Here is a 22,523-nt window from a genome sequence, read left to right as displayed (position 1 = left end):
GACGGTGGCTTCGCCGTGCGCGCGGTCCTGCCGGTCGCCGGCCCCGCGCGGTAGAGCCGGCCGGACGGAACGCGGGCTAGGGTCGGGCGGTGGCGATCACCGTGTTCATCGCAGACGACCAGGCGATGGTGCGCCAGGGTTTCGGCGCCCTGTTGGCGGCGCAGCCCGACATCTCCGTGGTCGGCGACGCGCCGGACGGGAGCGTCGCTGTGGCCGAGGCCGCCCGGCTGCGCCCCGACGTGATTCTGATGGACGTGCGGATGCCCGTCATGAACGGGCTCGAGGCGGCGGCGGAGATCCTGCGGGCACATCCGCGGACCCGGGTGCTGATGCTCACCACGTTCGACATCGACGACTACGTCTACGAGGCGCTGCGGATCGGTGCGTCCGGGTTCATGCTCAAGGACGCCCCGGCCGACGAACTCGTCCGGGCGGTCCGGGTCGTGCACGATGGACAGGCCCTGCTCGCGCCGTCGGTGACCCGTCGCCTCATCGCCGAGGTCACCGCGACCCGTGCCCGCCGCCGCGCGCAGCCGGCCGAGCTGGGCACGCTGACCCCGCGCGAACGCGAGGTGCTCGAGGCTGTCGCCGCGGGTCGATCGAACGCCGAGATCGCCGCTGACCTGTACGTATCCGAGCAGACGGTCAAGACCCACGTGTCGAAGGTGCTGGCCAAGCTGGGGCTGCGGGACCGTGCGCAGGCCGTCGTCTACGCCTACGAGAATGCTGTGGTCAGCCCCGGCTGACGAGGGTTACCGGGACAGCGCGCCGTCCGACCGGGAAGATGGGGCCATGAGCTTGAGGATCGGAATCCTGACCGGTGGCGGCGACTGCCCTGGACTGAATGCGGTGATCCGCGCCGTCGTGCGGACGTCGGAGGCGCGCTACGGGTCTTCGGTCGTCGGCTTCCAGGACGGCTGGCGCGGGCTGCTGGAGAACCGGCGCGTGCACCTGGCGAACGACGACCGCAACGATCGGCTGCTCACCAAGGGCGGCACCACGCTCGGCACCGCGCGCACGCACCCGGACCGCCTACGCGAAGGGCTGGACCAGATCAAGGAGACGCTGGACGAGAACGGGATCGACGTGCTGATCCCGATCGGCGGCGAGGGCACCCTGACGGCCGCGTCGTGGCTGTCGGACGAGGGCGTCCCGGTGGTGGGGGTGCCGAAGACGATCGACAACGACATCGACTGCACGGACGTGACTTTCGGCTTCGACACGGCCCTGACCATCGCCACCGACGCGATCGACCGGCTGCATTCGACCGCGGAGTCGCACCAGCGCGTGATGCTGGTCGAGGTCATGGGGCGGCACGCGGGGTGGATCGCGCTGAACTCGGGAATCGCGGCCGGCGCACACATGATCCTGATCCCCGAGGTGCCGTTCGACGTCGAGGAGCTGTGTCGGTTGATCAAGCGCCGGTTCCAGCACGGGCACTCGAGCTTCATCTGCGTCGTCGCCGAGGGTGCGAAGCCTGCGGAGGGGACGATGGAGTTGCGGGTGGGCGGAGTCGACGAGTTCGGGCACGAGCGCTTCACCGGTGTCGCCCACCAGTTGGGCGTCGAGATCGAGAAGCGCATCAGGAAAGAGGTGCGGACGACGGTGCTCGGACACGTGCAGCGCGGCGGCAAACCCACCGCGTACGACCGCGTGCTGGCCACCCGGTTCGGGGTGAACGCCGCCGACGCGGCGCACGCCGGCGAGTGGGGGAAGATGGTGTCCCTGCAGGGCCAGGAGATCGGCCTCGTGGCGCTGAGCGAGGCGGTGAGCCAGCTGAAGCGGGTGCCGTCGGCGCGGTACGAAGACGCAGCGGCGTTCTTCGGGTGACGGCGGCGGGTGGTGCGTGGGCACCCGGACCTCCGCGAGTGCGCGCAGCGGCGTAGTTCGGGTGACGGCGACCGGGCGCGCGAAAGCAGGGTCGATAGAATCGTCGGTTATGAGTGAGCTCTTGGACTATGCCGACGTCGTCGACCGATTCGAGCCGGTGATGGGCATGGAGGTGCACGTCGAACTCGGCACCGCCACCAAGATGTTCTGCGGGTGCCCCACCGCGTTCGGTGCCGCGCCGAACACCCAGGTCTGCCCCACCTGCCTGGGGATGCCGGGCGCGTTGCCGGTGGTCAACGTCGAGGCCGTGAAGTCGGCGATCCGCATCGGTCTGGCGCTGAACTGCTCGATCCGGCCGACGTCCACCTTCGCGCGGAAGAACTACTTCTACCCGGACCAGCCGAAGAACTACCAGATCAGTCAGTACGACGAGCCGATCGCCTACGACGGCTACGTGGAGGTCCCGCTGGAGGACGGCACCACGTGGCGGGTCGAGATCGAGCGCGCGCACATGGAGGAGGACACGGGCAAGTCGACGCACGTCGGTTCGGCCACCGGCCGCATCCACGGCGCGTCGCACTCGCTGCTCGACTTCAATCGCGCCGGCGTGCCGCTGGTCGAGATCGTCACTCGGCCCATCGAGGGCGCGGGTGACCGCGCGCCGGAGATCGCCCGGGCCTACGTCACGGCCCTGCGGGACCTGCTCGCGGGTCTGGGGGTGTCTGACGTCCGGATGGACCAGGGCTCGATGCGGTGTGACGCCAACCTCTCGCTGAAGCCCAAGGGCCGGGCCGAGTTCGGCACTCGCACCGAGACCAAGAACGTCAACTCGCTGAAGTCGGTCGAGGTGGCCGTGCGGTACGAGATGCGGCGTCAGGCGGCGGTGCTCGAGGCCGGCGGAGAGGTGATTCAGGAGACGCGGCACTTCCAGGAGGTCGACGGCACCACCGCCGCGGGCCGCCGCAAGGAGACCGCGGAGGACTACCGCTACTTCCCCGATCCGGACCTGGCACCGGTCGCGCCGTCCGCCGAGCTCGTCGAGGAGCTGCGCGGCACGATCGGTGAGCTGCCCTGGGTGCGCCGTGCGCGCATCCAGGCCGACTGGGGGCTGTCCGACGAGGTCATGCGCGACCTGGTCAACCTGGGCGCCATCGACGAGATCATCGCCACGGTCGACGCCGGCGCCACGCCGGACGCCGCCCGCTCGTGGTGGGGCAGCTTCCTGCCGCAGCAGGCCAACAGCCGCGAGGTGGAGCTGGACGCGCTCGCCATCAGCCCCGCGCAAGTGGCCCGCGTGATCGCGCTGGTCGATGAGGGCAAGCTCACCGCGAAGCTGGCGCAGCAGGTCATCGTCGGGGTGCTCGACGGCGAGGGGGAGCCCGACGAGGTCGTCGCCGCCCGCGGACTCGAGGTGGTGCGCGACGACGGTGCCCTGCAGAAGGCGGTCGACGACGCGCTCGCCGCCAATCCCGATATCGTGGAGAAGATCAAGGGGGGCAAGGTGCAGGCCGCCGGCAAGATCGTCGGCGACGTCATGAAGGCGACCCGTGGCCAGGCCGACGCTGCTCGCGTCCGCGAGCTGGTGCTCGCGGCCTGCCAGTAGCCACCGTCGGCGCCCACGGCCCCTCTGAACCACCGGAGTCCTCGGCTCATGCGCCCGAAAGGCGTTGCCGCGCAGGATGCTGGGTGCCAGGCGCAGGTCGGTCCCCATGCCGCGCAGTTTGAGCGTGTGGTGTGGTGTCGAGGGCCGGGTTCAGCTGGGTGGTGGTGTTGATCTCGCTGGTGTACGGCTGGATCGCGGTCGTCGGTGGCGTGTCGGGCGGGGCCGGGTCGTGACCACAACTGCGGCGAGCCGCGCGGAGCCGTTGGCCCCTGTGGTGGGGTCGACGTCGGCGGGGGATCGGTGTCGCGGCTACCCGCACGATTTCGGGGGACACGTGGGCGTGTCGGGCGAATCGGTGCGGGTGACCGCGCCCGCGTCGGCGGGATCCGCCGCGGGTACGTAACCGGGAGCGGACTCGTGGGCGTGAACGGGGCACGTCTTGCGCTACCGGTCTCGCGCTCACACTGCGCCGCAGGCTAGTCCGGGCTGTCGGCGGCGGCGCCGCTGATCGGGATCAGGACGACGCGGTCGTCGGTGGGGGCGGGCTTGCCCCTGCCCTTGTTGCGGGTCGCGCCCTCGACGACTCCCTTGGGGCCGGTGGTGAGACGGCCGATGAGGCCGTACCGGCTGCCGAGCATGGTGTGCGGTGCGCCCGTGGCGGTGGTCGAATCCTTCTGCAGCGTGATCCCCTCGACCCGCGGACCCGTGGTCTCGCTGAGTGCGATCGTCTGCCCCGCCACGGCGCAGCCCTGGAGGCCGGGGCGGTCGGGCCAGGTCCACACCACCGACGGTGCGTCGCCGGTCAGGCTCACGGCGCGCAGGATGTCGCGGTCGGCGCCCTGCTCGGCGACGAACAGCGGGCCACCGTCGGGATCGCGGCACAGGCTGGCCCGGGAGCCGACGCCCGACATCAGGATGCGCGGGTGCGCGGGGGTGATGGTGCCGGGGGAGTCGATCGCGAAGACCTTGCCGGCGAGCGACGCCGGGTTCTGTGCGGCTGCAGGGTCTCCCGTGTTGCCGGTCGCGACCACCAGAGTCTTGTTGGACGTGAACATGATCGATCCGACGTTGCCGGTGGCGCCGCGTGGGATGCCCGCGAGGATCACCTTCGGGTCGTCGCCCGGGGCCACGCGGACGACCCGGTTGTCGGTGGCCGTGCTGATGTAGGCGTAGAAGAGGTGGTCCTCGTCGTAGTGCGGGGACAGGGCGATGGACATCAGGCCACCGTCACCGGAGGTGTCGACCGGGATGTGCACGATCAGCTGGTTCGGCTCGTCGGTGGTGGTGTAGTAGACGTCGCCGTTCCGCTGCGCGGTGTAGGTGTGCTCGGTCGTCTCGGTGGGCACAACGGCGGTGGGATCGGTCAGGCAGGTCGCGATCACCGCGGGGTCCTGATCTATGCACGGGCCCTTCGGCTTGGGCAGCGCGGACGTCGGGGGCGGCGGCGTGGTCGTGGTGGTCTCCGCGCCCTCGGGTGCCGCGCTGAACGGCGCGGCCTCGCTGCTGGAGAAGTCCGCGCACCCCGACAGCGCGACGGCGGTGACCGACAGGGCGGCCAGCGGTCCCACGGCCCCGGCGGCGAGCCGCCTTGGAAGCACGGCGGCGAGCCGCCTCGGCAGCACGGCGGCGAGCCGCCTCGGCAGCACAGCGGCGAGCCGCACACGGCTGCGGGGTCTGTGGCCGGTCATGACGCCACAGTACCGATCCTGGCGATCGCGCCGGACCGCGGTTCGGTCCCGGATCTGCGGTCCCCGGCGCTCTACCCTGGAGGGCGTGAGTGACAACCGATCGGACAAGGCCACGAGCGCCGACCCGCCCGCGACCCGCGACTCGGCGGGCTCACCTATGGACCGCCCGACGGGTGAGCTCCCCAGATTCGGGGACACCTCGGAGATCGGCGACCGTACCGGGCGCATCCTCGACCCGCACGACGACTCCGACACCGGCATCGGTCCCGCGCTCCCGCGGTACCGCGACGACCCGGCGAGCGGGTCGTTCGTGGCGCGGCCCGCGGATCCGCCTATCGGCTCGTCCTCGGTGCCGGACACCAGCCCGGGGCTGTCGTTCGGTGACTACGCGGGCCCCACCGAGGCGATCCCCGCACCGTCGGCCCCCACCGGGCCCACCGTGCCGATCCCGGCCGACAGCGCCCAGCGCGACCAGTTCGGGCGGCTCAACAACCGGCGCCGGGGGCGCGAGCGGGCGGCCGCCGCGCGGGCCGAGGCCGAGGGGCTGACGGTGCCGATCGACGCGCACGGAAATCCCGCGGAGTCGGATGTGCCGCGTGGCCGCCGGTTCTCGGGTCCGACCGGTGCCGACGAGTTGGAGGCGGCCCGGCGTGCGTCGAAGCGGGGTACGACCGACGTGGGCCTGCTCGTGTTGCGGGTCGCGCTCGGCGTGATCCTGGTCGGGCATGGTGCGCAGCACCTGTTCGGCCTGTGGGGAGGCCCCGGCCTCGGGGGATTCCAGAAGTTCCTCGCGAACTCCGGTCCCGACGGTGACCCGACGCTCGGCTTTCATCACTACGTCGAAGTGCTGGCCGTGGCCAACGGGGTGGTGGAGTTGGTCGGCGGCGTCATGCTGGTGGTGGGTGTGCTGACGCCGATCGCCGCGTCCGGCGCGTTGGGCGCGATGATCGTCGCAGCGCTGTACAAGCTGACGCTGGGTGGCACGGGCTTCGAGTTCTTCGCTGCGAAGAGCGGGATCGAACTCGAGTTGATGCTCGGCTGCGCCGCGGTGGGCGTGCTGCTGGCCGGTCCGGGACGGCTCTCGCTCGACTACGGCCGCGGCTGGGCCAGGCGCCCCCATGCGGGTTCGGTCGCGTGGCTGCTCGCGGGCATCGCCGGCGGCGTGGTGATCTGGATCGTGTTCAACGGCGCCGACCCGCTGGTCAAGCACTGAACATGTGCACCGTTCCGTCGGTGTACCCCACAAACAAGTGCACCCTTCCGTCGGTGTGATCGACGGAAGGGTGCACATGTTGAGCGGGTGGTGCGATCGACGGAAGGGTGCACATGTTGCGGACGCGGGGTACGGGTTACGGCACGTGGCGCACGGCGCCGCGGTCTGCGGACGTCGCCAGTGCTGCGTAGGCCCGCAGCGCGGTGGTGACGGGACGCTGCCGGTCGAGCGGCTGCCACGGCCGCTCGGACGCCTCCATCTTGGCGCGACGGCGGTCCAGCTCGTCGTCGTCGACCAGCACCTCGAGCGCACGGGTGTGCACGTCGATGCGGATCCGGTCACCGCTCTCGATCAGGCCGATCGAGCCGCCGGCTGCGGCCTCAGGGGAGATGTGGCCGATGGACAGGCCCGACGTACCGCCGGAGAACCGGCCGTCGGTGATCAAAGCGCACACCTTGCCCAGGCCGGCGCCCTTGAGGAACGCGGTGGGGTGCAGCATCTCCTGCATACCCGGCCCGCCCTTGGGGCCCTCGTACCGGATCACGATGACGTCGCCCGGCTTGATCTTCTTGCCGAGGATCGCGGATACCGCCTGCTCCTGCGACTCCACCACCACGGCGGGGCCCTCGAAGGAGAAGAGGTCCTCGTCGATGCCCGCGGTCTTGAGCACGGCGCCGTCGAGCGCGATGTTGCCGTGCAACACGCACAGGCCGCCCTCCACGGTGTACGCGTGCTCGATGTCGCGGATGCAGCCGTGTGCCGCGTCGGTGTCGAGGCTCTCCCACCGGTTGGACGTCGAGAACGGTTCGACGGTGCGCACGCCGCCGGGTGCGGCGTGGAACAGCTCGATCGCTTCGTCGGACGCCTTGCCGGAGCGGATGTCCCAGGTGTCGAGCCACTCGTCGAAGTCGCGGGTGTGCACGGTGGTGACGTCGGAGTCCAGCAGGCCCCCGCGCCGCAGCTCACCCAGGATGGCGGGGATGCCGCCGGCCCGGTGCACGTCCTCCATGTGGTAGTTCGAGTTGGGCGAGACCTTCGACAGGCAGGGCACGCGGCGGCTGATCTCGTCGATGGTGGCGAGGTCGAAGTCGACCTCGCCCTCCTGAGCTGCGGCCAGGGTGTGCAACACGGTGTTGGTCGAGCCGCCCATCGCCACGTCCAGCGCCATCGCGTTGCGGAACGCCTTGGGGCTCGCGACGTTGCGCGGCAGCACGGACTCGTCGTCGTCGCGGTAGTACCGCAGTGCCGCCTCGACCACGGTCGTGCCGGCACGCTCGAACAGCGCGCGGCGGGCCGCCTGCGTGGCGAGCGTCGACCCGTTGCCCGGCAGCGCGAGGCCCAGGGCCTCGGTCAGGCAGTTCATCGAGTTGGCGGTGAACATGCCCGAGCACGAGCCGCACGTGGGGCACGCCGAGCGCTCGACCTCGCCGAGGCCCTTCGCGTCGATCGAGTCGTTGGCCGACGCCGAGATCGCGGTGATCAGGTCGGTGGGGGCGTGCGCGACGCCGTCGACGACGACGGCCTTGCCTGCCTCCATCGGACCGCCGGACACGAACACGGTCGGGATGTTCAGCCGCATGGCGGCATTGAGCATGCCCGGCGTGATCTTGTCGCAGTTGCTGATGCAGACCAGCGCGTCGGCGGTATGCGCGTTGACCATGTACTCGACCGAGTCGGCGATGATCTCCCGGCTGGGAAGCGAGTACAGCATGCCCCCGTGGCCCATCGCGATGCCGTCGTCGACGGCGATGGTGTGGAACTCGCGCGGGACGCCGCCGGCGGCCTTGATGGCCGCGGCCACGATGTCGCCCACGTTCTTCAGGTGCACATGGCCCGGCACGAACTGCGTGTACGAGTTGGCGATCGCGACGATCGGCTTACCGAAATCGCTGTCCGTGAGGCCGGCGGCCCGCCACAGCGAGCGGGCGCCCGCGGCGTTGCGGCCGACGGTGGTGGTGCGTGAGCGAAGGGGTGGCATGGTGCCTCTTTAGTTGCTGATCGACTTCATTACTGGGCTGATTCGACGCGATCCGCGTCGACGCGGTCGAGGGCTACCGCGTCGGCGGACGGATCCGGGATGCGGCCGCCGCTGGCGAACGCCAGGCGGCTTAGCTGCCCGACGGTGACGGCGGGTAGCCGCACCTCGGAGCGATCGGTGCGAACCGCGTATACCGCACCGTTCTTCGCAATTCTAAGCCCGTCGATATCGGCCCACGCGATCGAGGTGGCGCCCAGGATCCGCACCGAGCGGATCCCGTCACCGTCGACCACCGTCCGGACGCGGAGCACCCAGAATGTGAGCGCGAGTGGAAGGATCAGGATCACCCAGCCGACCCAGCGCAGGTGGGTGCCCCCGCCCGCCTGGGAGCCGTGGTCCACGATCTCCTGGCCCAGCATCCAGGGGCCGGCGACGGTGGCGAGGCAGACCGCGAACAGCCCGATCCCCAGCAGTGCGATTCCGGGGTGCTTGAACACGACACGGTCTGCGCCACCGAGCGCGACCGAGGTGTCCGAGGTGTGATCGGTGGTGACTGTTCGGGTCCGGGGCCGACTGACGCGCATGACATGCATTGTCGCACGCACGCCTGGCGTCCCAGGATGTGGGATGAAGGCGCTCACTCGTTTGACTCGGTGTGATCGAGAGGAATACTTTGGCCCTGTGAAGCACAGCGAACAGCTCCTCGTAATCGGTCGGCGCGTCGTCGCCTGAACCGGTTACTCCGTTTCACACCACGCACGACGCGCCACCCTCGCTCAGCCAACCGCTGACGGGGGTTTTTTGTTGCCCGGGGACCTCCGGGCCCAACCGGAGTCATCTGCAGTCCCATCATCCGTCAGCTACGAGAAGGTCAAGCCGTGAGCGCACCAACCGCTCGGCCCCACCCAGGGCACAAGCCCGGGGCCCGCAAGCCTTCCGCCGGTGTCCCCGGCGGGAATTCCGCTGCCCAGCACAAGAACTCGGTGGGTGAGATCCCCTCGACGCTCAGCGGTGCCCGCACCGTCGCGCCCGAGCGGGTCACCGGGGCGCAGTCCGTCGTCCGCTCCCTCGAGGAGCTCGGCGTCGAGGTCGTGTTCGGCATTCCCGGTGGCGCGGTCCTCCCGGTGTACGACCCGCTGCTCGACTCGAAGCAGGTCCGGCACGTCCTGGTGCGGCATGAGCAGGGCGCCGGCCACGCCGCGACCGGCTACGCGCAGGTGTCCGGCCGGGTCGGTGTGTGCATGGCCACGTCCGGTCCGGGCGCCACCAACCTGGTGACGCCGCTCGCCGATGCGCAGATGGACTCCGTGCCCGTCGTCGCGATCACCGGGCAGGTGGGTCGCGGCCTGATCGGTACCGACGCCTTCCAGGAGGCCGACATCTCCGGCATCACCATGCCGGTCACCAAGCACAACTTCCTGGTCTACGACGGTGCGAAGATCCCGCAGATCATCGCCGAGGCCTTCTACCTCGCCGAGAGCGGCCGTCCCGGCGCCGTCCTCGTCGACATCCCGAAGGACGTCCTGCAGGGCGAGACCGTGTTCTCGTGGCCGCCGCAGTTCGACCTGCCCGGCTACCGCCCGGTCACCAAGCCGCACGGCAAGCAGATCCGGGAGGCCGCCCGGCTCATCGCGGCAGCCAAGGCGCCGGTGCTGTACGTGGGCGGCGGTGTCATCAAGGCGGACGCGTCGCCCGAGCTGCTCCAGCTCGCCGAGCTGACCGGCGTCCCCGTCGTCACCACGCTGATGGCGCGCGGCGCGTTCCCGGACAGCCACCGCCAGCACATGGGCATGCCCGGTATGCACGGCACCGTCGGCGCCGTGGCCGCGCTTCAGCGCTCGGACCTGCTGATCACGCTCGGCGCCCGGTTCGACGACCGGGTGACCGGCCAGCTGGACTCGTTCGCGCCCGACGCCAAGGTGATCCATGCGGACATCGACCCGGCCGAGATCGGCAAGAACCGCTTCGCGGACGTCCCGATCGTGGGCGACTGCAAGGAGGTCATCACCGAGCTCATCGCCGCGATCTCCGAGGACCGGTCGACGGTGCCCGCGCCCGACCTGACGGCCTGGTGGGAGTACCTCGACGGGATCCGCACGACCTACCCGCTGGCGTATCCGCCTGCGACGGACGGCTCGCTGAACCCCGAGTTCGTCATCGAGCGGCTCAGCGCCGCTGCGGGCCCGGATGCGGTGTACTGCGCCGGTGTCGGCCAGCACCAGATGTGGGCGGCGCAATTCGTCAAGTACGAGAAGCCGCGCACGTGGCTCAACTCGGGCGGACTGGGGACCATGGGCTACGCCGTGCCCGCCGCGATGGGCGCCAAGGCCGCCGCACCCGACAAGGAGGTGTGGGCGATCGACGGTGACGGATGCTTCCAGATGACCAATCAGGAGCTGGCCACGTGCGCGATCGAGGGCCTGCCGATCAAGGTCGCGATCATCAACAACGGCAACCTGGGCATGGTCCGCCAGTGGCAGACGCTGTTCTATGAGGAGCGGTACTCCAGTACCAACCTGTCGACGCACTCGCGCCGGATCCCGGACTTCGTGAAGCTCGCCGACGCCCTCGGCTGCATCGGCCTGCGGTGCGAGCGCGCCGAGGACGTCGACGCCGTGATCGCCGAGGCCCGCGCCATCACCGACCGCCCCGTCGTGATCGACTTCATCGTCGGCGCCGATGCCCAGGTGTGGCCGATGGTCGCGGCGGGCACCAGCAACGACGAGATCATGGCCGCGCGCGGCATCCGCCCGCTGTTCGACGATGACGAGGCGGCGGCCGAGCCGGCGGTCATCCACGCGGTCATGGAGAAGGGCGAGCAGCGATGAGCAGCACCCATACCCTGTCGGTCCTGGTCGAGGACAGGCCCGGCGTGCTCGCGCGCGTCGCCTCGCTGTTCTCGCGACGCGGATTCAACATCGAATCGCTCGCCGTGGGTGGCACGGAGCTCAAGGGCGTGTCCCGGATGACGATCGTGGTCACCGTCGACGAGCTGCCGCTCGAGCAGGTGACCAAACAGCTCAACAAGCTGGTGTCGGTGATCAAGATCGTGGAGCAGGACTCGGTGAGCTCGGTCGCGCGCGAGCTGATCCTGGTCAAGGTCCGGGCGGACGCCTCGACCCGCAGCCAGGTGACGCAGACGGTCGATCTGTTCCGCGCGAAGATCGTCGACGTGTCGCCCGACTCGCTGACCATCGAGGCGACGGGGACCCCGGACAAGCTCGACGCGCTGCTCGTGGTCCTCGACCCGTTCGGGATCCGGGAGATCGCACAGTCCGGCGTCATCGCACTGGGGCGCGGGCCGAAGTCGATCACGGCGACGCGCTAGCGTGACATGCCGGGGCTCCGTCCCCGGGTACCCCCGAAAACATTTCAAAATCGAAGTACATCGAAGGGAATCGAAGACAAGTGGCAGTGGAGATGTTCTACGACGACGACGCCGACCTGGGGATCATCCAGGGCAAGAAGGTCGCCGTCATCGGCTACGGCTCGCAGGGGCACGCGCACTCGCTGAGCCTGCGTGACTCGGGCGTCGAGGTGCGCATCGGCCTCAAGGAGGGCTCGAAGTCCCGCGTGAAGGCGGAGGAGCAGGGCCTCACCGTCGGCACCCCGGCCGAGGTGGCCGAGTGGGCCGACGTGATCATGCTGCTTGCGCCCGATACCGCGCAGGCGCAGATCTTCAAGGAGGACATCGAGCCCAATCTGAAGGACGGCGACGCGCTGTTCTTCGGCCACGGTCTCAACATCCACTTCAAGCTGATCGAGGCCCCGGCCAACGTCACGGTCGCGATGGTCGCACCCAAGGGCCCCGGCCACCTGGTGCGTCGCCAGTACGTCGACGGCAAGGGTGTGCCCTGCCTGATCGCCGTCGACCAGGACCCCACCGGCGAGGGCCAGGCGCTCGCCCTGTCCTACGCGGCGGCCATCGGTGGCGCGCGCGCCGGCGTCATCAAGACCACCTTCAAGGAGGAGACGGAGACCGACCTGTTCGGTGAGCAGGCCGTCCTCTGCGGTGGCACCGAGGAGCTGATCAAGACCGGCTTCGAGGTCATGGTCGAGGCGGGCTACGCCCCCGAGATGGCGTACTTCGAGGTGCTGCACGAGCTCAAGCTGATCGTGGACCTGATCTACGAGGGCGGCATCGCCCGAATGAACTACTCGGTGTCCGACACCGCGGAGTTCGGCGGCTACCTGTCCGGACCGCGCGTCATCGACGCCGACACCAAGCAGCGCATGAAGGACATCCTGAGCGACATCCAGGACGGCACCTTCGTCAAGCGTCTCGTCGCCAACGTCGAGGGCGGCAACAAGGAGCTCGAGGCGCTGCGCAAGGAGAACGCCGAGCACCCGATCGAGGTCACCGGCAAGAAGCTACGCGACCTGATGAGCTGGGTCGACCGGCCCATCACCGAGACCGCCTAGTCGTAGCTCCCATCCGCGAGGGCCCCGTCGGATTCGTCCGGCGGGGCCCTCGCGTCGTTCCCGGTTGTCCGGGGCGCATGGCACGGATAATATCTTGAACATGTTCAGTGAACATGTTCAGAAGGAAGGTGGGATCCGCGCCGCGGCCCGCGCGGACACCCGGCGCAGGGTATTGGCCGCCGCCGACGAATCGTTCCGGGAGCGCGGTTACGCAGCCACCACCATCCGGGACATCGCCGCCCGAGCGCAGGTCAGCGTCGGGACGGTGATGAACGTGGGGGAGAAGGACGCGCTGCTGATCGCGATCGTCGACGAGTGGATCGCGGCGGTGCACGCCGCCCGCGCGGCCGCGCCGGCACGGTCTGCCGCGCGATCGCCGACCACCGCGCAGGTGGTGACCCGGATCGGCGAGATCGTCGGACCGTTCATCGCCTACTTCGACGCCGACGGTGACCTCTCCCGCGAATACGCTGCTGTGCTGGCCCGCGGTCGGCATACCTCCCGGGTCTTCGGCGACCTGGCACAGGCGCTGATACGCGAGTTCACCGAGGTGATGGCCGCGGCCGGGCGGCCTGATCCCGCGGCTGCCGCCCGCACCCTCTACTACGTCTACATCGGCATGCTGTTCGCCACCTCGGGCGGCGCGCTCGACCAGCAATCGGCTCGGGATCGCCTGGTCGAGGCGATTCATCAGATCCTTGGCGAGGAGGTCGAACGATGATCGACACCCCACACCTGCCCTGGCTCACCGCGATACTCGCGGCCGTGCTGCTGGTCGATGCGCTGATGTCCCTCCGGCCGCCGGGGTTCATCGCCGACTGCCTCGACGGGGTCGGCTTCCCCCGCGAGTGGCGGTGGATCCTGATCGTGATCAAGCTCTTCGCCGTCGCCGGGCTGGTGGCGGGGCTGCACTATCCAGGGATCGGCGTGGCGGCCGACGTGGGGGTGGTGGGCTACTTCGTCTGCGCGGCTGCGGCGCACGTGCGAGCCCGCTTCCTGCGATCCTCGTTCTGGATCAACTGCCTCGGCATGCTCGCCTTCTCGGTGATCGTGCTCGCGGTGTCCTATCCGCCGTGAGCGGGTCTGCCCTGGCGCTGCGCCGCTTCCCCGGCGATGGCGAGATCCTGCTCGTCGGCCGGGCCGCTACCGCACCAGCACCGCCCACGCCGGCACCCGGCCGGCCGGCCGGTCGCAAGATCGTCGAAGGCCCGCTGGAAGTCCGCCAGCGGGTACTTCGTCGTTTCCGGATGCAGATCGTCCCGTTCGTCGAGCGCCAACACCTGCGGTAGATCCGCACGGGTACCGCCCCACGGCAGCATCGTCGCGTCGACGTTCGCCGTCATCGGGAACCGACCACCGGCCAGGCCGGCCAGGCGGACAAGTCCCTCCGGGGCGATCACCGCGGCGGCCAGGTCGACGGTCGGCTGCACACGGCGAAGTCGAGCACCACGTCCACGCCGTAGTCGTCCGTCTCGGCGAGGATCCGCGAGGCGGCAAGTGAAGGTACGACCGCCTCATATCTTCACTTATCTGATAACTGAAGATATGGTAGCCCCATGGCGTCAGGTAGTCCGGGGTGGCCCCCACTCTCGTGGGAGAGTGCTGCGTGGACGCCTACGGTCCCCATCGACCTGCTGACCCGGGCGCAACGTGATCGGTACCGCGGTCACTACTATGCGGCGGCAGTTCCGATGATCGCCGATCGCACGCCTCCGGTCGCACCAGAGGTGACCCTGCTCGCGACGGAGGCGAGCGCGGCCGTCACCCGATTCGACGCCGAACTCGGCCGAGAGATCGCGCCTTTCGCCTCGATTCTGCTCCGCTCGGAATCTGCATCATCCTCGCAGATCGAGAACCTGTCGTCGGGTGCGAAACAGATCGCGCTGGCAGAACTCGGAAGCCGGGAGAAGCGGAATGCGACAGCCGTTGTCGGCAACGTTGCGGCGATGGAGGCGGCGATCGCACTCGCCGACCAGCGTGATCCAGAGTCGATACTCGCCATGCACAGGGCACTCCTGGAGGGCACCGAGCCCGATATCGCGGGGAGATGGCGCACCGGACCGGTGTGGATCGGCGGGACCGGGGTCGGGCCCCACGGGGCCGACTATGTCGCTCCGGTGGCGGAACGAGTACCCGCGCTCATCGACGATCTGGTCGCCTTCACCGGCCGCGCAGATATCCTGCCGCTCGTCTCGGCCGCCGTCACGCACGCCCAGTTCGAGACGATCCACCCGTTCCCCGACGGCAACGGCCGCACGGGTCGTGCTCTAGTTCAGGCCATGTTCCGCAGCAGCGGACTCACGCGGAACGTCACCGTGCCGGTGTCGGCAGGACTGCTGGCAGACACCGGTCGCTACTTCGCGACGTTGGAGGCGTACCGTCGCGGCGACGTCACTCCCATCGTCGAGGTCATGGCGAACGCCGCGCTGTCCGCGGTCGCCAACGGCAGTCGGTTGGTTGCGGATCTGCGTTCGGTGAACGCCGCCTGGAATGAGCGCGTCGGTGTGCGCCGCGGTACCGCGGCGCGGCGCCTGTTGGATGTTCTTCTCCGGCAACCGGTCATCGATGCAAGGACCACGGCGGTCGAGCTCGGCATTGCGCCCGGCAACGTCGGACGGGCGATCGCGCCGCTCGTCGATGCGGGGATCCTGTGCGAGTTCACCGGGTTTGGACGCAACCGCATGTGGCACGCGAAAGAGGTCACGGACGCGCTCGACGAGTTCGCCGCCCGCGCGATCCGGCGGGGCTGAGCCGATATCCGGCCTACTCGGAAGATGTCGCAGGGTGCCGCCACACTCCGGCCACGACTGAACACGCCGGCACCCGCAGAGTCGGCGTCCGTTCTGTCGCGTCGACGCTTCGGCTCGTCCACGGGTAGGTTTACCGGAACGTGACTGCGCGAGGCCTACGTCGTACTGCACGGCCGCGTGCACGTCCGACCCAGGAACCTCGCGTGGATGCTCGCCGGTTTCGGCTTCCTCGATGTGTACCTGCTGCCGTTCGTGAAGTACCCCGCGAACCCCCCGGCGATCGGGCACACCTTCACCATCGTCACGCGTGGGCATCTGTATCTCACGATGGTCGCGGCGTCGCTGATCCTCCTCGGCCTGGCCGGCTATCTGTTCCGACTGCTGAGTCGGCGGTTCGGCACCGCGGCGCCGGTGGCGCTGTCGGTGGTCGCCTTCCACGTCGTCTACGGACTCCTGATCGGGCTGCTGCCCTCGCTCGGCGACCTGCAGGCCAACGTGGACGCAGCGCATCAGTTCGGCTTCGCGCGGGCCGCCACCGAGACCCCACAGCCGATCACCAACGTCGTGTCGAGGCCTCTGGTGATCGACGGACAGACCGTCGCCCCCGGCCAGATCGTGTATCCCGGCTTCGACCCCGACGTGCTGTGGAAGTTCCGCTGGTACTCGATCCTCGAGCAGACGCTCATCTGGGCCACCATCGCCGTCGTCGTCGGTGCGCTGCTCGAACGCCTCGTCGGTACACCGTCGGCGCCCGCGACCCAGGCGTCCCGGGCCCAGATGGCGGCCGCCGAGTAGGACGATCGGGGATCGTGAGATCGGGATCGCCGACTCGCGGCGTCACAACGGCCCAGCGTCACGACGGCCGGGCGTCCAACCGCCGGGCGACGCCGAACGCCTCGGTGAGCAGATCGGTGATCTGCGGGCGCGCAGTGACCCCGTCGGTACGTAGTTGCCAGTCCCGGATGGCCGCGCTACGCAGCACCGCGACCGCGCAGCGGGCGGCGATCTGACTCGCGAAATCGGCGGCCCCCGCGGGGCCCGGATCGGAGCTGCGGTCACCCAGCGCCGTCGCGATCGTGTCCTCGATCTTCAACAGCAGACCCCGGCCCGCCCTCCCCATTCGCACAGCGGGCGGACCGTCGAGGAACATCCACGCGAGATTCGGGCGCATCGTCGCGCCGTGCTCCCGCGCCATCTGCGCGATCGCGTTCTGGATCGCGGTCAGCGGCGGCTCGGCGGCGGGCCGACACCGGATCGTCTCGCCGAACACGGGCAGCCATCGCTCGATGTCCTGGGTGAGCAGATCCTCCTTCCCGCTGAAGTACCGGAAGAACGTGCGCTCGGTGGTGCCGGCCTCCTCGGCGATCTCCCGCACCGTGGTGCGGTCGTAGCCACGAGCGGCGAACAGCCGGTCGGCCGCGTCCTGCAGTGCCTGACGGGTCGCCCGTTTCCGGGTCTCGCGCCTGCCGGGCTCGGTGCTCACCCGAGCAATATCCCATGGCGCCGGTTTCCGTTCAACATCTTGTCAGGACTGACAGAATGGCTATTGTGTCAGTCATGACAGATTCTGTGGACGGCGTGCGGTTCCAGGGGGCTATCGCGGACGACATCCGCCATTCGGAGCCGGACTGGCTGCCGTTCCGCGCGGCGCAGGCGCCCGCCGGCGCCCCCAACGTGCTCTACATCCTGTGGGACGACATCGGCATCGGCACCTGGGACTGTTTCGGTGGGCTGGTCGAGATGCCGACGATGCGCCGGATCGCGGATCTCGGAGTCCGTCTGACCCAGTTCCACACCACCGCGCTGTGCTCACCGACGCGCGCCGCGCTGCTCACCGGCCGCAATGCCACGTCGGTGGGTGTGGGCAGTGTGGAGAATCTGGTGGAGGGCTTCCCCGGCTACAACGGGCGGATCCCGGCGGAGAAGGCGATGCTCTCCGAGGTGCTGGGGGAGCGGGGCTGGGCCACCTATGCCGTCGGCAAGTGGCATCTGGCCCCGCTGGAGGAGTGCCACGCGGCGGGCTCGCGCAGGCACTGGCCGATCCGCCGCGGGTTCGACCGGTTCTACGGCTTCCTGGACGGCCTGACCGACCAGTGGTACCCCAGCCTGGTCAGCGACAACCACCCGGTCGACCCGCCGGCGAGCCCTGAGCAGGGGTATCACCTCTCCCGCGACCTGGCCGACCACGCCGTCGAGTTCCTCCGCGACTCGCGTGCGTCCGCGCCCGGCAAGCCGTGGCTGATGTACCTCTGTCCCGGTGCCGGTCACTCCCCGCACCAGGTGGCCAAGGAGTGGGCGGATCGGTACCGCGGCCGGTTTGACATGGGCTACGAGGCCTACCGCGAGATCGTGCTGGCGAACCAGAAGGCGATGGGGCTGCTGCCGCCCGACACCGAGATGTCGCCGATCAACCCCTACGCCGACGCCACCGCCGCCGACGGGACGCCGTGGCCGCAGACGGAGACCGTACTGCCGTGGGACTCGCTGACCGACGAGCAGAGGCGCGTCTCGTGCCGGATGGCGGAGGTGTTCGCGGGCTTCCTGAGCTACACCGACGCCCAGCTCGGCCGGGTCCTGGACTTCCTCGAGGAGACGGGCCAGCTGGACAACACGATCATCGTCGCCATGTCCGACAACGGCGCGAGCGGTGAGGGCGGTCCCGCGGGCACGCTCGACGAGATGGCGTTGTTCGCCGGCGCGGACCGGTCCGCGTTCACGGACGGGCTGGCGCGGCTCGACGAGTTCGGTTCCCCGGGAACGCATATCAACTACTCGAACGGCTGGGGGATGGCTTTCAACACCCCGTACAAGCTGTTCAAGCGGTACGCCTCGCACGAGGGCGGTATCGCCGATCCATGCATCATCGCCTGGCCCGACGGGATCGCGGCCCGCGGCGAGGTCCGCGAGCAGTACGTCCACGTCAGCGATGTCACGCCGACCGTCTACGACCTCCTCGGCGTCGAGCCGCCCGCCACCGTCGGCGGGGTTCCGCAGGCCCCGCTCGAGGGTGTCAGCTTCCGGGCGGCACTCGACGACGCCGAGGCCGCGACCCCGAAGAGCACCCAGTTCTACTCGATGATGGGCACCCGCGGGATCTGGCACGAGGGGTGGTTCGCCGACACGGTGCACCCGCCCACCGCGCTGCATCCGCGCGGGTGGTCGAACTTCGACCAGGATCGCTGGGAGCTCTTCCACATCGAACGCGACCGCAGCCAGGTCCGGGATCTGGCCGACCGGCACCCCGAGAAGCTGCGCGAACTCGAGGAACTGTGGCGGAGCGAGGCGGAGAAGCACCAGGCTTTCCCACTCAGTGATCTCAGCCTGCTCGAGCTGATGGCCCGAGGGGCGTCGTCCGCCGCACCAGCGCCGCGGTCGGCGGTGTTCTACCCGCATGCGCCTGCACACAACACGAGAATGACGGGGTTGGTGCGCGGCCGCTCGTTCACCCTCCGCGCGCAGGTCACCGTGACGGACGACGATGCGTGCGGGGTGCTGTTCTCCCAGGGCGACAGGTCGAACGGGCAGGCGCTGTTCGCCGAGGCCGGCCGCCTGCACTACGCGTACACCGGCCCCGAAGGGGGTGTACAGGCCATGGTCTCCGACCGGCCCCTGCCGCGCGGGGAACACAGCCTGGGCGTGCGATTCACCCGGACCGGAGCGGCCCCGGGCGAGATCGACTCCGTCGGGGACGCGGAGCTGCTGATCGACGACGACGTGGTGGGGGCCTACGCGGGCATGTACGTCCGGTTCCTGGACATCGTGCAGACGGTCAGCGTCGGCCGCAGCGTCTCCTACTCCGTCTCGCCCGACTACAGCTCTCCGTTCCCGTTCACCGGCGGAGCCATCGCGCGGGTCGACATCGACTTCGACGGGGACCCGGTGGTGAACCGGGCGGCGCTGATCAGGCTCGCGTTCGCCCGTGACTGACGGGGTGCCGGCCCGCCTCGTGGTGCTCCCGGGCGGCGAGTTCACGATGGGGGCGACGGGCTTCTACCCGGACGAGTCGCCGCCGCACCGAATGCGCGTGGCGCCGTTCGCGATCGAGCGCGAGCCGGTCACCAATGCCCGGTTCGCGCGGTTCGTCGACGCGACGGGCTACGTCACCATCGCGGAGCGGCCACTCGATCCCGCGCTGTACCCGGGCGTGGCCGCGTCCGACCTGGCACCCGGGGCGCTGGTGTTCCGGCCGACCAGTGGACCCGTGGGCCTGGGCGACTGGCGACAGTGGTGGCACTGGGTGCCCGGCGCGAACTGGCGGAGCCCCGCCGGTCCGGACTCCACGATCGAGCCCGATCATCCCGTGGTCCAGGTGGCCTATGCCGATGCGGCTGCATACGCCGCGTGGGTCGGCCGCCGACTCCCGACGGAGGCGGAGTGGGAGTATGCGGCCCGGGGCGGTCGCGCGACCACGTATCCGTGGGGCGACGAGGTGCGCCTTGTGGGGCGCCTCATGGCGAACACGTGGCAGGGGCGCTTCCCGTACCGGAACGACGGTGCCGCGGGGTGGGTCGGCACCTCGCCGGTCGGGACGTTCCCGCCCAACGACTTCGGCCTGGTCGACATGATCGGCAATGTGTGGGAGTGGACCGCGACCCCGTACTCGACCAGCCGCCGGCCGGCCGGCGCCCACGCGTGCTGCTCGCCGGAATCGGCTGCGGCCGACCCGAACCTGCGGAAGACCCTCAAGGGCGGCTCGCACCTGTGTGCACCCGAGTACTGCCACCGGTACCGACCCGCCGCCCGGTCTCCGCAATCGCCGGACACCTCGACCACGCACATCGGCTTCCGCTGTGCTCTCGCCGTGCCGTCGGTCTGACGCCGCGGCGAGCGCGCGCGGGGGACACGGGCGGCCGCGGCTTCAGGGGATCAGGACCGCCCGCCCCGAGAGCCGGCCGGCCGCCAGATCGTCGAAGGCGCGCTGGAATTCGTCCAGCGGGTACGCCACGGTGTCGACTCGCAGTCGCCCGCCCCGCGCCAGGGCCAGCACCTGCAGCAGGTCGGTGCGGGTGCCACCGTAGGAGCGCTGAACGTTGACACCCCAGGGCAGCACGGTGCCGTCGCCGACCGCACTCATCGGGAATCGTCCACCGCCCAGACCCACCAACCGGACCGCGCCTTCGGGCGCCACCGTCGCCGCCGCGAGGTCGATGGTGGGCTGTACGCCCACGAAATCCAGCACCACGTCGGCTCCGTAACCGTCGGTCTCGGCGAGGATCCGGGCCGCGGCGTCGGCACCGGACGGCAGCGCCAGATGCGCGCCGTGCCCGGCCGCGGCCGCCACCTTGGCCGGGTCGGTGTCCAGCGCGACGATTCGCGCGCCGGTGGTCGCAGCCAGGATCTGCACCCCCAGGTGGCCGAGACCACCGACCCCGATCACCACCACCGTGGCCCCCGCGATCAACCGATCGCGCACGGTGTTGATCGCGTGCATCGGGGTGACACCGGCGTCGCCCAGCGGAGCCGCGGTGGCCGGGTCGAGCCCCTGGAGCGGCAGCGTCTGGCGGGCGGGGACCACCTGGTAATCGGCCATCGCGCCGTTGGGGCCCAGGCCCGGAGTGGTGGGGAAGGCGGTGCGGGATCCGGCTACCGCGCAGGCGTTCCCGCGGCCCTCGACGTACGGTCGGCACTGCCCGCAGCTCCAGATCAGATCCACGATGACCGGATCACCGACGGCCGGGCCGGAGACGTCCGGTGCCACCGCGTCGATGATCCCCGCCCCCTCGTGACCCATCGTCATGTTCCGCACGGGCCAGTCCTTCATGTGCAGTACGTGCAGATCCGACTGGCACAACCCCGCCGAGGTGACCTTGATCCGTACCTGCCCGGGACCCGGCTCCGGGATCGGCACGTCCTCGAGTGTGAGGGTGCCGGGGCCGCTCAGTTTCACAGCGCGCATGGTGGTCGATTCTCCGTCCGGTCGGTTCGATAGCGGGTGTAGCAGAACAGTTCCACCTGGGCGATCGCCGGTCTCACGTCCGGCGTGTCGTCGGTGCGGGAGGCCCCGAGCGCGGCGCCTGCGGCGGCCTGCAGCCGCAGCGGTCACCGGCCCGGCGGCATCGCCACCGTCGCGCGGATCGCGCCGAGCGCCGCCGGTACCGGACCCCGCCGGATCCTCAACGGCGCAGCGCTGTCAGAGCGCGCTGCGCCGCGTGGTATCCGCACATGCCGTGGGCGGCGGGCCCGGGCGGCGTCGCCGCGGAGCACAGGTAGAACCCCGGGCCCAGGTCGTAGGGCTGCAGGGTCGGGCGCGGCCCGAACACCAACTGCCGCGGGTCCTTCGCCCCGGTGTTGATGTCCCCGCCCACGAAGTTCGTGTTGTACCTGGACATCTCGGTCGTGCTGCACACCGCGGTACCCACGATCCGGTCGCGGAAGCCCGGCGCGAACCGTTCGATCTGCGCGACGATCGCCGCGGTCGCGTCCCCGCCGTAGCCGTTCGGCACGTGCGCGTAGCTCCACACCGGGTGGATGTCGCCGACGCTGCGGCCCGGATCGGCGAGGTACTGCTGCCCGACGAGGACGAAGGGGCGCTCCGGCATCCGGCCGGCGTGGATCGCACGCTCGGTGGCGGCCACCTCTGCGAACTCGCCGCCGAGGTGCACCGTGCCGGACCGCCGCGCGTCGGGGTTGGTCCACGGCACGCCACCGTCGACGGCGAAGTCCACCTTGAACGCGCCCGGGCCGAATCGGAAGCGCCGCAGGCCGTTCGCGACCCGGCGGGGGATCCGATCGGCCAGGATCGACGCCACCGCGTGCGGATCGAGGTCGAACACCGTCACGTCGGCGTCGGGCAGCTGGTGGGCGTGCTCGATCCGCACGCCGGTCTCGACGGTGCCGCCCGCCTCGATGAGCACGGATTCCAGTGCGGCGCTGATCGATCCGGAGCCGCCCTGGGCGACCTGCCAGCCGTACCGGTGCCCGGCGGCCGTGATGCCGAGGCCGATGGCGGACGTCAGCGGGTGGTGCAGTGGGCGGAAGGTGTGGGCCGCGATGCCCCCCCACAGTCCGCGGGCCGCGGGGGTGCGGAACGCCCGCGGAC

At 70.1% G+C, this 22,523-nt stretch carries 20 protein-coding genes; 13 read left to right on the top strand and 7 right to left on the bottom strand.

The features are described from left to right. Positions 1–89 precede the first annotated feature (89 nt). From ABD908_RS20820 to gatB, 3 genes are all read left to right on the top strand, one after another. Positions 90–746 carry a response regulator gene (locus tag ABD908_RS20820; protein ID WP_344999563.1) on the top strand — a complete coding sequence of 219 codons (657 nt, stop codon included), beginning with the start codon at positions 90–92 and terminating at the stop codon, positions 744–746. 52 nt (positions 747–798) lie between these two features. After that, positions 799–1,830 (top strand): ATP-dependent 6-phosphofructokinase, encoded by a 1,032-nt coding sequence (locus ABD908_RS20815; protein ID WP_344999572.1) that lies wholly within the window; start codon positions 799–801, stop codon positions 1,828–1,830. Positions 1,831–1,939: 109 nt separating this feature from the next. Next, positions 1,940–3,433, top strand: a complete 1,494-nt coding sequence (gene gatB / locus ABD908_RS20810) for an Asp-tRNA(Asn)/Glu-tRNA(Gln) amidotransferase subunit GatB (RefSeq protein ID WP_344999561.1) — start codon at positions 1,940–1,942, stop codon at positions 3,431–3,433. A 476-nt stretch (positions 3,434–3,909) separates the two neighbouring features. On the opposite strand, the gene ABD908_RS20805 is transcribed toward gatB, so the two are convergent. After that, complete coding sequence (locus ABD908_RS20805) at positions 3,910–5,121, bottom strand: PQQ-dependent sugar dehydrogenase (RefSeq protein WP_344999559.1); 1,212 nt, start codon at positions 5,119–5,121, stop codon at positions 3,910–3,912. An 85-nt stretch (positions 5,122–5,206) separates the two neighbouring features. On the opposite strand from ABD908_RS20805, the gene ABD908_RS20800 reads away from it, so the two are divergent. Beyond that, a complete protein-coding gene (locus tag ABD908_RS20800; protein WP_344999557.1) occupies positions 5,207–6,334 on the top strand; it encodes a DoxX family protein in 1,128 nt (375 codons plus the stop codon). A gap of 136 nt (positions 6,335–6,470) precedes the next feature. Here ABD908_RS20800 and ilvD read toward each other — a convergent pair whose 3' ends face one another. Together ilvD and ABD908_RS20790 are read right to left on the bottom strand one after the other, a co-directional pair. After that, positions 6,471–8,312, bottom strand: a complete 1,842-nt coding sequence (gene ilvD / locus ABD908_RS20795; protein ID WP_344999556.1) for a dihydroxy-acid dehydratase — start codon at positions 8,310–8,312, stop codon at positions 6,471–6,473. A 29-nt stretch (positions 8,313–8,341) separates the two neighbouring features. After that, on the bottom strand, positions 8,342–8,896 hold the full coding sequence (locus ABD908_RS20790; RefSeq protein WP_344999554.1) for a PH domain-containing protein: 555 nt from the start codon (positions 8,894–8,896) through the stop codon (positions 8,342–8,344). Positions 8,897–9,190: 294 nt separating this feature from the next. Between ABD908_RS20790 and ABD908_RS20785 the strand changes: the two genes are divergently transcribed. The 5 genes from ABD908_RS20785 to ABD908_RS20765 all read left to right on the top strand — a co-directional run bounded on the left by ABD908_RS20785 (position 9,191) and on the right by ABD908_RS20765 (position 13,811). Continuing rightward, complete coding sequence (locus tag ABD908_RS20785) at positions 9,191–11,140, top strand: acetolactate synthase large subunit (protein WP_385924142.1); 1,950 nt, start codon at positions 9,191–9,193, stop codon at positions 11,138–11,140. Continuing rightward, positions 11,137–11,640 carry an acetolactate synthase small subunit gene (gene ilvN, locus ABD908_RS20780; protein ID WP_344999552.1) on the top strand — a complete coding sequence of 168 codons (504 nt, stop codon included), beginning with the start codon at positions 11,137–11,139 and terminating at the stop codon, positions 11,638–11,640. The genes ABD908_RS20785 and ilvN overlap by 4 nt, the downstream gene beginning before the upstream one ends. A 92-nt stretch (positions 11,641–11,732) precedes the next feature. Beyond that, entirely contained in the window at positions 11,733–12,734 is a 1,002-nt protein-coding gene (gene ilvC / locus ABD908_RS20775; RefSeq protein ID WP_344999568.1) for a ketol-acid reductoisomerase, read from the top strand. Between the two features lie 100 nt (positions 12,735–12,834). Next, positions 12,835–13,455: a TetR/AcrR family transcriptional regulator gene (locus ABD908_RS20770; protein ID WP_344999550.1), complete on the top strand. Its 621-nt coding sequence runs from the start codon at positions 12,835–12,837 to the stop codon at positions 13,453–13,455. Continuing rightward, on the top strand, positions 13,452–13,811 hold the full coding sequence (locus tag ABD908_RS20765; RefSeq protein ID WP_344999548.1) for a DoxX family protein: 360 nt from the start codon (positions 13,452–13,454) through the stop codon (positions 13,809–13,811). Before ABD908_RS20770 ends, ABD908_RS20765 begins: the two co-directional genes overlap by 4 nt. On the opposite strand, the gene ABD908_RS20760 is transcribed toward ABD908_RS20765, so the two are convergent. Then, positions 13,799–14,164 (bottom strand): MDR/zinc-dependent alcohol dehydrogenase-like family protein, encoded by a 366-nt coding sequence (locus ABD908_RS20760; protein WP_344999546.1) that lies wholly within the window; start codon positions 14,162–14,164, stop codon positions 13,799–13,801. The genes ABD908_RS20765 and ABD908_RS20760 overlap by 13 nt on opposite strands. Positions 14,165–14,290: 126 nt before the next feature. Here ABD908_RS20760 and ABD908_RS20755 point away from each other — a divergent pair, with 126 nt between their 5' ends. Beyond that, a complete protein-coding gene (locus tag ABD908_RS20755) occupies positions 14,291–15,484 on the top strand; it encodes a Fic family protein (RefSeq protein WP_344999544.1) in 1,194 nt (397 codons plus the stop codon). A gap of 144 nt (positions 15,485–15,628) precedes the next feature. Beyond that, positions 15,629–16,279: a CbtA family protein gene (locus tag ABD908_RS20750; protein ID WP_344999566.1), complete on the top strand. Its 651-nt coding sequence runs from the start codon at positions 15,629–15,631 to the stop codon at positions 16,277–16,279. 58 nt (positions 16,280–16,337) lie between these two features. On the opposite strand, the gene ABD908_RS20745 is transcribed toward ABD908_RS20750, so the two are convergent. Further along, positions 16,338–16,967: a TetR/AcrR family transcriptional regulator gene (locus tag ABD908_RS20745; RefSeq protein WP_344999542.1), complete on the bottom strand. Its 630-nt coding sequence runs from the start codon at positions 16,965–16,967 to the stop codon at positions 16,338–16,340. Between the two features lie 74 nt (positions 16,968–17,041). Here ABD908_RS20745 and ABD908_RS20740 point away from each other — a divergent pair, with 74 nt between their 5' ends. Both ABD908_RS20740 and ABD908_RS20735 read left to right on the top strand, forming a co-directional pair. Further along, positions 17,042–19,411 carry an arylsulfatase gene (locus ABD908_RS20740; protein ID WP_344999540.1) on the top strand — a complete coding sequence of 790 codons (2,370 nt, stop codon included), beginning with the start codon at positions 17,042–17,044 and terminating at the stop codon, positions 19,409–19,411. Positions 19,412–19,415: 4 nt separating this feature from the next. Continuing rightward, the gene (locus ABD908_RS20735) at positions 19,416–20,300 is read left to right on the top strand and encodes a formylglycine-generating enzyme family protein (protein WP_344999564.1); all 885 of its coding nucleotides are present in this window, start codon (positions 19,416–19,418) and stop codon (positions 20,298–20,300) included. A gap of 42 nt (positions 20,301–20,342) precedes the next feature. On the opposite strand, the gene ABD908_RS20730 is transcribed toward ABD908_RS20735, so the two are convergent. Together ABD908_RS20730 and ABD908_RS20725 are read right to left on the bottom strand one after the other, a co-directional pair. Then, positions 20,343–21,380 (bottom strand): alcohol dehydrogenase catalytic domain-containing protein, encoded by a 1,038-nt coding sequence (locus ABD908_RS20730; protein WP_344999538.1) that lies wholly within the window; start codon positions 21,378–21,380, stop codon positions 20,343–20,345. Between the two features lie 217 nt (positions 21,381–21,597). Next, on the bottom strand, positions 21,598–22,523 hold a 926-nt coding region (locus tag ABD908_RS20725; RefSeq protein WP_344999534.1), incomplete at its 5' end, for a phytoene desaturase family protein.

The organism is Tsukamurella soli, from assembly GCF_039541155.1.
GTDB lineage: Bacteria > Actinomycetota > Actinomycetes > Mycobacteriales > Mycobacteriaceae > Tsukamurella > Tsukamurella soli.
Note: the sequence above shows the minus strand (reverse complement) of the source record. Positions and strands in the feature narration are given on the sequence as shown.

Excerpts from the sequence above, each read along its gene's own strand:
- ilvC (WP_344999568.1), top strand. The coding sequence starts at position 11,733 with ATGTTCTACGACGACGACGCCGACCTGGGGATCATCCAGGGCAAGAAG.
- ilvN (WP_344999552.1), top strand. The coding sequence starts at position 11,137 with ATGAGCAGCACCCATACCCTGTCGGTCCTGGTCGAGGACAGGCCCGGC.
- ABD908_RS20765 (WP_344999548.1), top strand. The coding sequence starts at position 13,452 with ATGATCGACACCCCACACCTGCCCTGGCTCACCGCGATACTCGCGGCC.
- ABD908_RS20770 (WP_344999550.1), top strand. The coding sequence starts at position 12,835 with ATGTTCAGTGAACATGTTCAGAAGGAAGGTGGGATCCGCGCCGCGGCC.
- ABD908_RS20790 (WP_344999554.1), bottom strand. The coding sequence starts at position 8,896 with ATGCGCGTCAGTCGGCCCCGGACCCGAACAGTCACCACCGATCACACC.
- ABD908_RS20740 (WP_344999540.1), top strand. The coding sequence starts at position 17,042 with ATGACAGATTCTGTGGACGGCGTGCGGTTCCAGGGGGCTATCGCGGAC.
- gatB (WP_344999561.1), top strand. The coding sequence starts at position 1,940 with ATGAGTGAGCTCTTGGACTATGCCGACGTCGTCGACCGATTCGAGCCG.
- ABD908_RS20805 (WP_344999559.1), bottom strand. The coding sequence starts at position 5,121 with ATGACCGGCCACAGACCCCGCAGCCGTGTGCGGCTCGCCGCTGTGCTG.
- ABD908_RS20730 (WP_344999538.1), bottom strand. The coding sequence starts at position 21,380 with ATGCGCGCTGTGAAACTGAGCGGCCCCGGCACCCTCACACTCGAGGAC.
- ABD908_RS20755 (WP_344999544.1), top strand. The coding sequence starts at position 14,291 with ATGGCGTCAGGTAGTCCGGGGTGGCCCCCACTCTCGTGGGAGAGTGCT.
- ilvD (WP_344999556.1), bottom strand. The coding sequence starts at position 8,312 with ATGCCACCCCTTCGCTCACGCACCACCACCGTCGGCCGCAACGCCGCG.